The organism is Variimorphobacter sp. HTMS_6 (genome assembly GCF_059717775.1).
Genome location: NZ_AP046094.1, coordinates 3,008,570 through 3,024,725, shown reverse-complemented (window position 1 = coordinate 3,024,725; position 16,156 = coordinate 3,008,570). Strand labels below are relative to the sequence as shown.

At 36.8% G+C, this 16,156-nt stretch carries 10 protein-coding genes; 6 read left to right on the top strand and 4 right to left on the bottom strand.

The features are described from left to right. Positions 1-94: 94 nt before the first annotated feature. From AC6IWN_RS13615 to AC6IWN_RS13600, 4 genes are all read right to left on the bottom strand, one after another. The gene (locus AC6IWN_RS13615) at positions 95-2,089 is read right to left on the bottom strand and encodes a methyl-accepting chemotaxis protein (RefSeq protein ID WP_497987952.1); all 1,995 of its coding nucleotides are present in this window, start codon (positions 2,087-2,089) and stop codon (positions 95-97) included. A gap of 263 nt (positions 2,090-2,352) precedes the next feature. Then, positions 2,353-3,750 (bottom strand): L,D-transpeptidase family protein, encoded by a 1,398-nt coding sequence (locus tag AC6IWN_RS13610; RefSeq protein ID WP_497987951.1) that lies wholly within the window; start codon positions 3,748-3,750, stop codon positions 2,353-2,355. A 235-nt stretch (positions 3,751-3,985) separates the two neighbouring features. Then, positions 3,986-4,138, bottom strand: coding sequence for a TetR/AcrR family transcriptional regulator (locus tag AC6IWN_RS13605; RefSeq protein ID WP_497987950.1), 153 nt, complete (start codon positions 4,136-4,138; stop codon positions 3,986-3,988). Between the two features lie 153 nt (positions 4,139-4,291). Then, the gene (locus tag AC6IWN_RS13600; protein ID WP_497987949.1) at positions 4,292-9,217 is read right to left on the bottom strand and encodes an InlB B-repeat-containing protein; all 4,926 of its coding nucleotides are present in this window, start codon (positions 9,215-9,217) and stop codon (positions 4,292-4,294) included. Between the two features lie 547 nt (positions 9,218-9,764). Between AC6IWN_RS13600 and rfbF the strand changes: the two genes are divergently transcribed. The 6 genes from rfbF (at position 9,765) to AC6IWN_RS13570 (ending at position 16,121) form a co-directional block, all read left to right on the top strand. Beyond that, the gene (gene rfbF, locus AC6IWN_RS13595) at positions 9,765-10,538 is read left to right on the top strand and encodes a glucose-1-phosphate cytidylyltransferase (protein ID WP_497992212.1); all 774 of its coding nucleotides are present in this window, start codon (positions 9,765-9,767) and stop codon (positions 10,536-10,538) included. Continuing rightward, the gene (gene rfbG / locus AC6IWN_RS13590) at positions 10,532-11,587 is read left to right on the top strand and encodes a CDP-glucose 4,6-dehydratase (protein WP_497992211.1); all 1,056 of its coding nucleotides are present in this window, start codon (positions 10,532-10,534) and stop codon (positions 11,585-11,587) included. The genes rfbF and rfbG overlap by 7 nt, the downstream gene beginning before the upstream one ends. Positions 11,588-11,687: 100 nt before the next feature. Then, entirely contained in the window at positions 11,688-13,025 is a 1,338-nt protein-coding gene (gene rfbH / locus AC6IWN_RS13585) for a lipopolysaccharide biosynthesis protein RfbH (protein WP_497987948.1), read from the top strand. Next, positions 13,022-13,420 carry a GtrA family protein gene (locus AC6IWN_RS13580; RefSeq protein WP_497987947.1) on the top strand — a complete coding sequence of 133 codons (399 nt, stop codon included), beginning with the start codon at positions 13,022-13,024 and terminating at the stop codon, positions 13,418-13,420. Before rfbH ends, AC6IWN_RS13580 begins: the two co-directional genes overlap by 4 nt. A 38-nt stretch (positions 13,421-13,458) precedes the next feature. Continuing rightward, positions 13,459-15,204: a thiamine pyrophosphate-binding protein gene (locus AC6IWN_RS13575; RefSeq protein WP_497987946.1), complete on the top strand. Its 1,746-nt coding sequence runs from the start codon at positions 13,459-13,461 to the stop codon at positions 15,202-15,204. Positions 15,205-15,221: 17 nt separating this feature from the next. Then, the gene (locus tag AC6IWN_RS13570) at positions 15,222-16,121 is read left to right on the top strand and encodes an NAD-dependent epimerase/dehydratase family protein (protein ID WP_497987945.1); all 900 of its coding nucleotides are present in this window, start codon (positions 15,222-15,224) and stop codon (positions 16,119-16,121) included. The last annotated feature ends 35 nt before the right edge of the window (positions 16,122-16,156 follow it).

Below are 16,156 nucleotides of genomic sequence, written 5' to 3'. Positions count from 1 at the left end.
TATGTTTAATGCATATTGATGATAAAGTTCTTTCGAACAGGTCATTTGATACCCTATTGGCATATATTAGAAAAAGAATTAACGTAGTTTATAACTATACACGGAATTTCGAGATTTCATCTAATAATCGAAGAGTGCTCTTTTCAGTCTTAGCGACAACATCCTGAACAAAGCTGGCTTTTTGCATTGTATCGGATACTCGGTTTGCGATATCTGTGGTACCCTTAGCTCCTTCATTTGCCGCGATAGCAACGCCATCAATCGCAGAGATGATATTTTGAATAGAGGAGAGAAGGTTTTTGGAATTATCATGGAATTCTGTCAGTAAATCATCAACAAATTTCGCATCCTTACTATACTGATCAGCAACCCCTAATAATGTAGCATAGTCATTCACAACATCGGTTGAGATAAAGGATAGCACGTCTTGAGCACAGTCTGACAGGCGTTCCACAGAGTTCGTTACCTTTGAGGTAGTTTCCTGAATTTTAAGAACGGCATGTTTCGATTGATCCGCAAGATTACGAATTTCTTCTGCCACTACGGAGAAACCTTTGCCGGCTTCTCCTGCTCTTGCCGCCTCAATAGAAGCATTTAAAGCAAGAAGATTTGTTTGTGCGGTAATCTGCATAATAGAGGAAGAAAGAATTTCAATCTCCTCGATAACCTTAGCAGCTTCAAGAGCATCCTTTAAATTTTGCTGAGTAAGGGATAATGCTTCCTTCGCTTTTTGGTCGGATGCAGTAACATTTGCCTTGGTTTGATCTGCTCTTTGAGTGATAGCTTCTGCCTCAATTGCACCTTCCAGTGTACGCTTTTCAATCTGTTGTACGGTATATTCAATCTCTTGAGAGGTTGCGGACATTTCTTCCGAAGAAGCTGCTGTTTCTTCCATGCTTGCAGATAATTCTTCCGTAGTTGCGGATACATCTCCGATGTTGTCATAAAGATCTTCTACATTATTTATGACTTGGTTTACATCCGCTTTAATATATTCAGACTCCTCTTTAACCTGATGAATTAGACTGCGAAGGGAATCCTGCATATGTTGTATTCCTTGTGAAATAACACCGATTTCATCCCTTCTGCTCAGATTCTTCTGAGAGATTTCTTGAGTAAAATCACCCTGTGTGATATTACGAATGGATGAGTCAAGAGAACGAATCGGCTTGATGATCTGATGGCTGGCACGTTCAATCGCAAGGCCAATCAGAAGCAAAGATACAATTAAAGTTATTAGGATATTCTTGAATAATTCATTGAGATCCTTCACAACTTCTGCCCGAGTAACAGCTATCACCACAGTCCAGTTTGTGCCCGGAATAGTAACGAAATGTGCCAGCATTTTCTTACCATCCATGTTAAAAGTCGCACTATCAGACTGCTTGGTTGATATTTGGTTCTGTAATTCCTTTAGATCCTTACTATTCACTTCCGCTAGCTTTTTAGTGATAATTTTTTCATTATTATGAGCCAGAATTGTTCCTTTTGTTTTGTCTACAAGGAACGCATATCCGGTCTTTCCGTATTTGAATTCTTTAATAAACTCTGTAATTTTCTCTAGACTAATATCACCGGCGAGAACACCACGTTGTTTTCCTTCGGCATCATTTAGCTTTACGCTGGCTGATAAAACCATTTTCTTAGTATTCATATCAAGATAGGGTTCTGTTATTACAACTTTTTCCGAATTATTACCTAATGTATACCATTCCCTTGTTCTCGGGTCATAATCAGTTGGGGGTTCCCAACCGGATCCGTCAATCATAAGCCCTTCCTTTGTACCGATATATAGATCAAAAAAGTTTGAATTACTTTTTAAAGTTGTAGATAAATAGGATAATTCATCTTTGGATGATAAATTCAGATTTTCCAGAGTGGCTTTACTACCAATTATGGATTGAGATTGTGTATTGACCCAACCTTCAATTTTATTTGCACTGGATGTTGCATTCTCAGATAATATTTCATTTGTATTGTTTTGTATTACTTGCATAGCAAAATAATAACTGATTCCGGATATTGCACATAAAGCTAATAGAATAATTGGAATCAAAACAACAAGCATCTTTAGTTTTAATTTCTTCAACGTGTATTCCTCCTGATCGATTTTATCTATTTTAAGTATTCTGCATTATAACACTTTCTTTGAAATTAATTCAATGTCAATATTAGGGTATCCTAATGATTGATATAGGAAATTAGTATTATTTAATATTATTACTACACCTTTTAAACATATCATAACAAAATAAAACGAAGTTAAAAAGTTGAGCTATGTGAAAATTACCTTAAATCCATTTGAAGTAAGATATATTTAAAATATGTTGATAACTATACCACCAAACGCTTTTATTCCTCTTCATATACAATAATCGGTGTCCCCGGAGCAGAGTTTTCAAATACCGTCTTTGCTAAGTATAATGGTGCATTCACACATCCATGGGAACCTCTGGATAAATAGATGTTCCCTCCGAAGCTGGATCGCCAGGGAGCGTCATGAAGTCCCATATTACCGAAGAAGGGCATCCAATAGGTGACCTTAGATGCATAATTTTCACCCACCAAGGTAGCATTTCGTTGCTTATAATTAATCATGTAAACGCCCAGGACAGTGGCATTTCCTCTACTCGGGTTACCGGTTACCACAGCCCCCTGTACCAATAATGTGCCATTTTTATAAAACCACACATGCTGTCTAGTGATATTGATTTCAATATAGGTATCCCCAATCTCATTGCCTTCTCTAGATAAGGCCTTCTGAATATATTCCGGTTCTTTATCAATCACATCTCCACGCATAATATGTTGATATAAGGCATCCGCCTCTAGTTCACGATTGATTTTCCAACCATAGAGCCCGCCGTTTACCACAATTTTTTTACCGGTGGAGGTTCGGAATTCTCTTGGTATACCGACCGTATCATATTTCTTACTTAATACACGGACGTAGTTCGCAATCTGATCTTTATGTATTATAACATCTAGGTTGCTATCAATACTTAACCACTGATGAATTAAGGTACTGTCCACTTTCTCCGAAGTATTACCGAAGTGATAGGTGATTCTTGCCGATACATAGCTATTTAGTAGATTCCTGGTCAAGGAGGTTTTTGGGGAATGTATCGTATAAAGAGGATTTACATAACAATCCTTCTTATTTAAATTTAGCTTTGCTTTGCCGTGTAGAATGGATTGCACAACAGCATTCCCTAGCTGAACAATATTGATTCGATCTCCATATATTTCTTTTGCGACCGTGTAAGAGCCTTCAGAATAGAGAAAGGTTGGATTATGAGGCTCAGTAATTTCTTTGTTCAAACAATGTAGATTATTGATCTTATCCATAAGTAAACCTTGATCAAAACCATACATATGGTCAAAATAATAGGAGTGTTTTTTAAATAGTGCACTAATCCATAAAAACGGATTTTGCAGAGAGTGCAACTGAGATAGATCAAAACGCTGATTATAGTACATGCTAACATCTTGACCTGTAATAAACTCGGTCTCACCGTTTCGCTCTTGAAGTTGAAGCTTATAATCCTGCACGAAAGTTTGGAACAGGTCACTTCCTTTATCATGGGATTTTAGAGATACATTTACGCCGTTAATCTCTGTCGCATAATAAAAATGATTTATAAAATAGAAAGAAATTAGGATATATATTGATATGATAGAAGCAACTGTAATAATAAATCCTTGCTTGATTTTTCTTTTGCTAAGCATCATTATTTTAATTTCATTCATGCTTTGAAACCTTTCCTGCGTTTTGTAAAAAAGCATTTCATCATATGTATATTGATGAAATGCAGGTTTATGTTTATGTGGAACGAATATTTTATAAATACATTCCTTAAAAATAGCCAAAAGAGGATGTTACAAAATAATAATTCGATTAAGGATTAATATTAATTTGATACAATCTCTTTCATCTTTGCTCGGTATTTCTTGATTATATACTGAAACAACTCCCGAAAATTTCTTACTTACTTTTAAAATGAAAATATAAAGAAACTTTATTAATACCGACCTTAGATGCAATCTTATCAATACGAGCACCTTCATAACCTTGCTGAGCAAAGATTTTTAAGGCTGTTTGAAAGATTTGTTCTTTCGTTATTGATCCCTGTCCCATTGTCTCTCCATCATACTCAAATAATTTACCAAATAGTTGTTTGGTAAATGATATTACATTAAAATGGAAATTGTTAACGAATAGCTTTATAAAATAATGGGGCAGGATTCTATGAATCCCGCCCCATAAATATTGATCGTGTTTTAGAATAACCTAAAACTTAATGGATACTACTTTGGTATATCCACTATACACTTTACGATTATCGACTATCTTATAAGATCTTACTTTGTAATAGTAGGTCTTTCCTTTTGAAAGTGATTTATTCGTATAACTACTTCCAGTAGTTGAAGTTGATAAGGTATATTTACCGGATTTCGAAGTAGCGCGGTATAATTCATAACCTTTTGCACCACTTACTTTACTCCAACTAATCTTTGCACTCGTTGATTTTACCTTAGATACAGATATTTTTCCTGGTGCGGAAGGATTTTTTGCCCACTTAGCATATAAAGTAGTGTTCTTTGTTACTTTATCCTTACCAAAGGTCCAGATTGCTTTATATGCAGTATCTTTGTACCAACCAAGGAACGTATATCCTGGTTTTGTTGGTGCGGTAGGAGCTGCTATTGATGTATTGTAGTTCGTAGTTTTGCTAGTTACTTTACTTCCACCAACACTATTATAAGATACCGTATATTTATTTATCGTCCACTTAGCGTATAAATTTGTAGTTTTTGTAACTTTATCTGATGTAAAGTCCCATGCACTCTTATACGATGTATCTTTGTACCAGCCACCAAATGTATAGCCGGTCTTGGTAGGATCTTTTGGTTCTGGGATTGTATTATTATAATTAATATTCTTAGTGAAAAGTGTGCTTCCGTCCTGATTTTTAAATGCTACAGCATAATTATTTATCGTCCACTTAGCATACAAAGTTACATTAGCTGTAACCGTATTCTTTGCAAAATCCCATGGAGTCTTATATGCTGAATCTTTATACCAGCCTCCAAAAGTATAACCGGTTTTGGTAGGATCTGTAAGCTTTTTGATTTTACCATTGTAACTTACATATTGAATAGAATCTGAACTACTATACTGATTTTTAAATGTTACTTTATATGTATTAATCGTCCACTTAGCATACAGTGTTACTTTAGCCGTAACCGTATTCTTTGCAAAATCCCATTTATTAATATCAGTACATGCTGCATCTTTATACCAGCCTCCGAACGTATAACCGGTCTTGATTGGAGATGTTGATACTGGGATTGTATCATTATAATTATAATCCTTGGTGAAAAGTGTGCTTCCATCTTGATTTTTAAATGTTACGGTATATTTGTTAATCGTCCACTTAGCATACAGAGTTACTTTAGCTGTAACCGTATTCTTTGTAAAATCCCATTTATTGATATCAGTACATGCTGCATCTTTATACCAGCCTCCGAACGTATAACCGGTCTTGGTTGGAGACGTTGATACTGGGATTGTATCATTATAATTATAATCCTTGGTGAAAAGCGTACTTCCATCCTGATTTTTAAATGTTACGGTATATTTGTTAATCGTCCACTTAGCATACAGAGTTACTTTAGCCGTAACCGTATTCTTTGCAAAATCCCATTTATTGATATCAGTACACGCTGCATCTTTATACCAGCCTCCGAAAGTATAACCGGTCTTGATAGGATCTTCAGGTGCTGTGATTGTATTACCGTCGTTTGCTAACTTAGGATCAACGGTACTTCCACTCTGGCTGTTAAATGTTACAGCATATTCCGGTGTAATGTCTGCAGCAGCACTCATTACCGAATAATATGATAACTTTGGAGCAAAGGATCCATCAAAGAGATTAGGATATCCTTCGGATCTCCAGCTTTGTGAATCAGCCTTTCCCCAGAAGGTGACACGATCGATATGGCTTGTATATCTATCATAAACCTTAAATAACTGGTTGTATAAATCTGCCTGTAGCTTTTCATTCTCGTATGTTAATATTGTATTTTGCTTATAAGTTAGATAGCTGCCAACAGGAATATCCAATTCAGAAACACTTATGTCGGCTCCCGCTTTGATAAAACGTTTGATGGCTGCTTCAGCATTCTTTGCTAAATCTGCATCAAGTGTCCAGTAATGTGCCTGCATGCCAACACCTTCAATGAGAGGACGTTTAGGATCAGTGTTTCGAGGATCGGTTTTCCATTTAGCATTGAGATCTTCAATCATCATACCAATTGCTTCATATTTCCCAAGCTCAGTTTCATTGTAGTCATTGTAAAATAATTTTGCTTTTGAATCAGCAAGACGAGTAAACACAAAGCCATCGTAAATAAAATCAGCTCCGCTTTCACCCTTACTAACATCTGCACCCTTCGCGTAGGCTGCATACCATGGGTTGGTATCCGGAATACCAGGAGCTCCACGCAATGCATCTTTCCAGTTGGCAGGAGCATCATATACGTCATTCGAAAATGCTTCATTGACTACGTCCCAAGAGATAATCTGACCTGACTTTGCAAAGTGCTTTACTACATTATCGATATATTTCTTCATATTAGCCTGGGCTTCGCCACGAGTTAGTGGTGTACCATCAGTGTTTTTATTCAACCAGTCTGCTGACTGAGAATGCCATACAAGTGTGTGCGCATGCACTTTAATATTATTATCCTGTGCCCATTTTACGAGCTTATCGGCATCTGTGTAATTATACTGGTCTTTTACAGTAGACAGTTTTTCCGGCTTCATAGCATTTTCAGCTGTAACCACATTGTACTGGCTTTTATACATTGCGGTAAGTTCCGAATCCGTAGTCTGACCTGGCTCCATAATATTACCAATAAGGAAAGCTCCTTTATAAGCATCAGCCAAAGAAGGGAGGCTTAAGTCCCATTTAGGGTTAAGGGTACGATCACCCACTTGTGAAATTACAATATTATCAAACATCCATACATCAGGATGGGATGCTGCATCATTCGTTACAAAGTTAAAGTCAATTGTAGTGATAGGTGAAGTGCTTTTCGGTAGAGTAACGTTTAACTCTTTCCATTCTCCGGCAGTAATTGTTCCAGGGCTGGAAGGGAATTTACTTACGCCTGTTTCACCATCATAATTTCCGTTAATTACTATACCGGGTCCGGTTAATTCACCTTTCCCTTCATTACCTACGGTAGGTACATATACCCAAGCAGATATATTATATGTAGCGCCAACAGGTAGAGCCTTTGGTAATGTTAATCGAACTGCATTATTTGATGCATTATAATCATCACCAGTATGAGTAACTTTTAAAGCTGCATCATCACTATGACCTATGCCGCTTCCATTAACCCATTCGAGCCCCGCAGAGCTGGATGTTGAGGAGAAGTAAGAGCCCTGTGCTGTTTTGTCGCTAAATGGTAAGGAATAAATACCAAAAAGCTTTGGTGCAGAACCTGTTACAGAAACAGTAATATTATCAATATAAAATGGTACTAATGGTGCGTTATAACCTGACTGAATACGATAATTATAACCAAGATCTTTGATACCAGCTGATGTATAGTTCTTGGTGTATGTAATGGTAAAGCTGCCATTACCTCCAACGGCTACTTCAGAACTAGCTAATTCGCTCCACGGACTTTCTGACATACCTAAAACAAATTTTAGTCCGGCGGTAATATCTTTCGGATCCACATGTCCTTTTACGGTGAACTTATAATCACCAGCATAATAAGCATCATTTTGTTGTAGTGTAGAGCGTACTAAATCTACACCAAAATAATTACTTGTACGGTTATCAACAAACAGGGATATGCCATCTTCTCCAGCATCCTTGATACTGATATTTGGTTCACCTGACTTCAAAAGAGCTGGACTAGATGTCAAGTTGCCGTCTGGAGTCAGATTAGTATCTTTATCAAGCTCATAGAGATCTTTGGTAGTTCCCACAGGTAATGTGGTATCAGGAACCTCAGGCTCCTGGCTTGTGCTAGGTGCTACCTTGACCGTAATTCCATCAATATAGAAGGAAGTCGGTTTGGCCGCAAGTCCATCTCCGTTCTTTTGAATTCGGAAATTATATCCCAAATTTTCAAGATCAGAAGCTGTGGCATAAGTGGTGGTATAAGTGAGTGTAAAGGTACCATCACCATCAGTAGCTATGGTTTGGTTATTGAACCAACTATTTGGAGATTCTGACATGCATAAAACCATCTGAAGGGCAGCAGGGTTACCATCTTTATCGACATAAGCTGCTGCAACACCTGGATCGACATGTCCTTTTACAGTAAATGTGTAAGCACCCGGTAGATAGGAGCCATTTTGCTTTAGTGATGAGGTTTTTAGATCAACACCATCCCAACTATTGACAACATTTGTTAAATGAAGGGAGGGACCATCGATTCCCTGTACTACATCGATTGTTGGTCCACCTGCTTTCACTAATGCAGTACTAGCCATGGTTCCCCCAGCCAGGCCGGAATCTGCATTGAGGTCATAAAGTGTAATCGGTTCTGCAACCTTAGGTGCTACCTTGACGGTAATTCCATCAATATAGAAGGAAGTCGGTTTGGCCGCAAGTCCTTCCCCGTTCTTTTGAATTCGGAAATTATATCCCAAATTTTCAAGATCTGAAGCACTTGAATAATTGGCGGTATAGGTGAGTGTGAAGGCACCATCACCATCTGTAGCTATGGTTTGGTTATTAAACCAACTATTTGGAGATTCTGACATGCATAAAACCATCTGAAGGGCAGCAGATTTATCATCTTTATCGACATAAGCTGCGGCAACGCCCGGATCAACATGCCCTTTCACTGTAAAAGTGTAGGTACCTGGTAGATAGGAGTCATTCTGCTTTAGTGATGAGGTTTTTAGATCCACACCGTCCCAACTATTTACTACGTTTGTTAAATGTAGGGATGGGCTATCGGTTCCCTGCACCACATCGATTGTTGGTCCACCTGCCTTTACTAGTGCAGTGCTGGACATTGATTCCCCGACTTTCAGACTGGAATCTTTACTTAAGTCATAAAGTGTTACTGATTGGTCCCCCGTTGCTGCTTGTACGACTTTTAGTCCGTCAGTGGGGATCATGGTAAATAGCAATACCATGATTGTTAAAATTGCTACTACTCTTTTACTTCTTTTGCTCATATTATTCCTCCTCGTTATATTTGGTTGCTGTTACAGCATTACCAGAAAATGGAACAAGCTAATTATACTATATACTATGTGGAAAATACTAGATATATTTGTGTAAAATAGTAAAAATTCTCTATGCTTATAATATGTTTTTTGTTTAGTATTTAATGTGGAAAAATGTTGAATAACATAAAACATAAAATTTTAATAAAAGTGCACAAAAATATCGTTTATTCAATGCTTTAAAACTAATTAAAATAAATTGCATGTTTAGGATGATGGATGATGGTAGATAAGTTATTTAAGAAGAACTTCAATTCGTTATAGGGTAAACTACATCGCTTACATAGAATAACAAATATTTACATATTGGCATATGATATTTAATATATGTATCATTTTCTTACATTTAAAATTAACTATTACTGACACCATAATTCAGAGGATAAACCCGAACGGTCAAATTCCGACTCGATTTTTGAAACAGATTAATACATCGAGGTAACTTCGGTAATTACTGATTTTGCGACGACTTACAGTTGAAAGGGGTCTGGATATGATGAAAGTCGTAATACTTGCAGGTGGTTTTGGAACTAGAATAAGTGAAGAATCACACCTTAAGCCAAAACCTATGATTGAACTTTGCGACATGCCCATATTGTGGCACATTATGAAGATTTATTCATACTATGGCTACAATGATTTTGTAATCTGCTGTGGATATAAAGCGTATGTTATAAAAGATTATTTTGCGAATTATTATTTGCATCAAAGTGATGTTACCTTTGACTTTAGTGATAACAATACCATGATAAAGCATGATAATTATGCAGAACCGTGGAGAGTAACACTAGTTGACACCGGACTAAATACAATGACCGGTGGACGTATAAAGCAGATCCAGAAATATATTGGGAACGAAACATTTATGCTTACTTATGGAGACGGGGTAAGTGATATTGATATATCGAAACTTGTGGAATTCCACAAAGCACATGGCAAGATTGCGACCATAACGGCGGTCAATGCAGGGCAGAGATTTGGCGTTCTAGATATTGAAGAAGATAATTCAGTTATATCCTTTCGGGAAAAAAGTGTGAATGATGAAAACTTGATTAATGCAGGATTTATGGTATTGGAACCAAATATTTTTGATTTTATCGAAGGGGATCATACAGTACTGGAAAAGGAACCGCTTGAGACTTTAGCGGAGCTGGGAGAATTAAAGGCTTATAAACACTCCGGCTTCTGGAGATGTCTGGATACGCAAAGAGATAAACAGCAGTTAGAAGAACTTTGTAGTAGTGGTAAGGCTCCATGGAGGAAATGGTAATGGATCTAAACTTTTATAAAGGTAAACGGGTTCTGGTAACCGGTCATACCGGATTTAAGGGAGCATGGTTGTGCAGAATATTGTCTTTTGCAGGGGCAGAGGTAACCGGGTATTCATTAGATCCTCCAACTAATCCTAGTCTATATCAAATCGCTAATGTTGGAAATGATATAAACTCATTTACTGGGGATATAAGAAGTTATGACGACTTATCCAAAGTTTTTATAAAGGTACAACCGGAGATCATATTTCATCTTGCAGCACAGCCTATCGTTCGGGATAGCTATAGGATGCCGGTATATACTTATGAAACGAACGTAATGGGAACCGTTCATTTGCTTGAGTGTGTAAGATTGAATGAATGTGTAAAAGCAGTATTAAATGTTACAACTGATAAAGTATACAAGAATAATGAATGGGAATGGGGCTATCGTGAAAATGAGCCACTGGATGGAAAAGATCCATATTCTAATAGCAAATCATGTTCAGAACTGGTAACTCATTGCTATAAGGATTCATTTTTTGCTAATAAACCGGTAAAGGTATCGACGGCAAGAGCCGGTAATGTAATCGGTGGAGGAGATTTCGCGAAGGATAGGATTATACCGGATTGTATCAGGGCAGCCGTAGAAAAGAAACAAATTATTGTACGGAATCCACAGGCAATCAGACCCTATCAACATGTTTTGGAAGCTTTATATGCTTATTTGATGATTAATAGGAAGCAGTATGAAGATAAACAATACGAAGGGCATTATAATGTAGGGCCGAATGAAAATGACTGTATTCAAACAGGTGCTTTAGTTGAGCTGTTTTGTAAAGAATGGGGAGAAGGTCAGACTTGGGAATATCAAGCTGTAGATGGTCCACAGGAAGCAAATTATCTGAAGTTGGACTGCTCAAAGCTGAAGGGTACCTTTCAATGGAGCCCTCACTGGAATATTGGGACTGCAATTGAAAAAACGGTGGAATGGACAAAGTGCTATCTGAATCATGATAATGTCAGAGAATGTATGGATGGACAAATTAAAGAATTTTTTCAATGTTAATGCGCATTCTGCAACATGACGAAGCGGAGTTGTTAGGTAGAAGGATTTTGGCACTCATATGTAAGAGCTCAAGAATATCCATTATAGAAGGAAAAAAATTATGTTTGAAGATTTAACAGAACAGCAGGCAAAAAGTAAAATACTTAGTTTGGTGGAAGAGTATTGTGACAAATATCATACAACGATGGAGTATAAAGAAGGAGATAGAATTCCATATGCAGCAAGAATATACAATCACGAAGAAATGGTGAATGTGGTAGAAAGTTGTTTGGAATTCTGGCTTACTTCGGGAAGATATTGTGATGAATTTGAACGGGAGTTTGCAAAATATCTTAATACTAAGTATTGCAATATCGTAAATTCTGGCTCATCGGCGAATCTATTGGCGTTTATGGCATTAACCTCTCCTATGTTAGGGGATAGAGCCATAAAACGTGGTGATGAAGTGATTACGGTTGCTGCTGGTTTTCCAACTACGGTCGCACCTATGATCCAATATGGAGCGGTTCCGGTGTTTGTTGATGTAACCATTCCACAATATAATATTGATGTTACAAAACTTGAAGAAGCTGTTACTGTCAAAACAAAAGCAGTTATGATTGCACACACATTAGGTAATCCTTTTAATCTGGGAATAGTGAAACCATTCTGCGATAGTAATAATTTATGGTTAATAGAAGATAATTGTGATGCACTAGGTTCTACCTATGAGATAGATTGCATTAAGAAAATGACTGGTACAATTGGCGATATCGGAACATCAAGCTTCTACCCACCACATCATATGACGATGGGAGAAGGTGGAGCAATCTATACGAATAATCCATTACTAAATAAAATTATACGATCACTAAGAGACTGGGGAAGAGACTGCATCTGCCCATCAGGAAAAGATAATCTATGCGGTCATAGGTTTGATAAGCAATACGGAGAACTACCGTTGGGTTATGATCATAAATATGTCTATTCACATTTTGGATATAATTTTAATGCTACAGAAATGCAAGCGGCACTTGGATGTGCACAGCTAAAAAAATTACCTGCTTTTGTGGAACGAAGGAAGCAGAATTTTAATAGATTAAAAGCCGGATTAAAGGAAGCGCAAGATAAACTTATCTTACCGGAAGCCTGTGATAATTCGGATCCAAGCTGGTTTGGATTTCCGATCACTTGTGAAAGTCCCATTGATAGAAACAAAGTGGTACGGTATGTTGAAGACCATGGTGTTCAGACAAGAGTACTGTTTGCCGGTAATATTATTAAACAGCCATGTTTTGATGAAATAAGAAAAAAATCGGATGCGTACCGTGTTGTTGGTGATTTAAAATGTACGGATAGAATTATGAAGGATACTTTCTGGGTCGGTGTTTATCCAGGAATGACAGATGAGATGATTGATTATATGGTAAGCACTATTCTTGAGGCGATAAAAGAATGAAAAGGTGCAACAACTTATTAAAACTTATACTTCAGTTCATCAAATTTGGGATTGTTGGTGTATCAAATACAGCAATATCCTTAACGATATATTATATATTTATATGGATAAACAAAGAATTTTATATTATGGGAAATACGGTTGGCTTTGTCATAAGTATTCTAAATGCATACTATTGGAATAACAAATATGTTTTTCAGAAAAAAGTAAAAGGCAATCTAAAACCATTACTACGCACTTTTGTCGTGTATGGGTCGACATTGATATTAAGTATAGGACTGCTCTTTTGCTGGGTTGATTTGATTGGAATCTCCGAAATAATAGCCCCATTAATCAATTTGCTAATAACAATACCATTAAACTTCTGGTTTATTAAACATTGGGCTTTAAAGTAAACGCAATATAGAACACTAAGAAAGGATTTGGCTGAAGGATGAGGGTTAGTGATTATATTGTTGAGTTTTTGATTAGTAAAGGAATCACGGATGTTTTTGGATATCCGGGAGGTATGGTTACCTACTTAGTGGATTCCTTTGAAAAGTATAAAGACAAGATTTCGGCACATGTAAATTATAATGAGCAGGGAGCTGCATTTGCAGCATGTGGCTATGCACAGGTTACACATAAGCCCGGAATTGCCTATGCTACGAGTGGTCCGGGGGCAACGAACCTGATAACAGGAATTGCAAACGCTTATTTTGATTCTATTCCCAGCATATTTATTACCGGTCAGGTTAATACATATGAAGCAAAGGGGAAGCTGTTAGTTAGACAAAGAGGATTTCAAGAAACAGACATTGTTACTATCGTTAAACCATTAACTTTATATGCGGTACAGATTACGAATGTGAATGAGATCCGATATGAATTAGAAAAAGCATATTGTATTAGTATGGATGGAAGGCAGGGGCCGGTATTGCTGGACATTCCAATGAATATCCAGAGAGAAGAAATAGAAGGTAATAATTTAAGAAGTTATCAGGGGTCATATAACAATAGAGCTGCGGTGATAGAGGATTGTTATGATAAAGAAACAGTGAATGATAACTACGACACCATAATCAAAGAGCTGCAGAAGTCTGAGCGTCCCTGTATGCTGGTAGGTGCCGGAATTAAGAGTAGCGGATTAGTGAACGAGTTTAGAAGACTTGCAAAGAGTATGGGAATCCCGGTTGTTAGCAGCATGATAGCTGCAGACATTATGAGCGCGGATATGTCTAATTATTATGGGTTTATCGGTGCGTACGGTCACAGGGCTGCTAATTTTATCGTAGCAAAGTGTGATTTACTCATATCTATGGGAAGCAGATTGGATTGTCGCCAAACCGGAGTAAATAAAGAACTATTTGCACCGAATGCAAAATTGATACGAGTTGATGTAGACAAAAATGAATTAACTAATCGAATCAAGGAAGATGAAATTCAAATAATTGATCGGCTTACCACTAACAAACTTGATTTATTAATACACAAACTAAATACCGATTTAAATAAAAATTACACACTCTGGAACTCAGTGTGTGATCTGATTAATTCAAAATTGAAAGATTTGGATCAGAACAAAACCAAAGATATCATAAAAGAGATTAGCAGATGTATTCCAGATGATGTTGTTATAACTACCGATGTGGGTCAAAATCAGGTCTGGATTTCGCAAGCATTTGAATTTAAAGAAAAACAGAGAGTATTGTATTCAGGGGGTCACGGCGCTATGGGATATTCCTTACCAGCAGTGATAGGTGCGTATTATGCCACGAACAATACTGTTTATTGTTTTACCGGTGATGGCGGAATTCAAATGAATCTTCAAGAGTTGGAGTTTATAAAAAGAGAGAGACTGCCTATTAAGATAATTATATTGAATAATTATTCGCTTGGTATGATTAGACATTTTCAAGAAATATATTTTGACTCGAATTACTTTCAGACAGTGAAAAACAATGGTTACTCTGTACCTGATTTTGAGAAGATTGCCTATGCATTCGATATTCCCTATCAAAAAATATGGGATATGGATCAATTAACCGCTAATATATTTGATGATCCTAAGCCCGCTATCATAGAAATTGTTTTAGATTATGAGACCCATGTATATCCGAAATTATCTATGGGCAGACCCTGCCAAGATCAAGATCCATTAATCGACAGAGAACTATATGAATACTTGATGAAAATTTAATACAGTCGGAGTATGTTATGAAAAAAGTAATTATTACTGGTGCGTCCGGTTTTATTGGAGTGCATCTTATCAAAGAATTATTAATTCAAGATTATCAAGTGGTAGCTGTTGTAAGACCAGGCTCCAATCACATTGACCGTATCCCATATGATAAAAGAGTAACAGTAATTGAACTGGATTCTAGTGAAATTACTAAGCTTTCTGAATTGTTATGTGAAAGACAATTTGAGTCGTTCTTTCATTTGGCATGGGAAGGAATAAGAGCAACGCATCGTGATGATAAAGCATTGCAAATGAAAAATTATCATAATGCAGTAAAAGCAATGGAAGCCGCTATTGCACTCAAATGTAGAATATTCATAGGTGTGGGGTCACAGGCGGAATATGGGAACTGTGAAGGGAAGATATCAGAAGAAATTTCACCGAATCCGATTTCAGAGTATGGAAAATTTAAATTAAAAGCATATCATAAATTAGAAACATTAGCAGTTGAACAGGGCATTAAATTTATATGGGCAAGACTGTTCAGTGTATATGGAAGATATGACAGTGAAACAAGCTTAATCACGTCAACATTAAAAAAATTAATTAGGAATGAAGACATACAATTGACAGAGTGTAAACAACTCTGGGATTTTATTCATGTCAAAGATGCCGCTAGGGCATTATATCAGTTAGGTACATCGAATAACTGTGAAGGTATTTATAATATAGCAAGCGGAAACAGCAAACAGCTGAAGGAGTTTATCGTGGAGATGAAACAAATCATACATTCGGAAAGTAAGCTGGAATTTGGTGCTCTGTCATATGGTTCGGAGGGTATGATAAATATAAATCCTTCCGTGGATAAATTGAAAAGTTATCTTAAATGGACCTGTCTGGTGAGCTTTAAGGATGGGATTCTTGACTTAATATAATATGCAAATTGATGTTTTCAGATATGAAGGTAGAT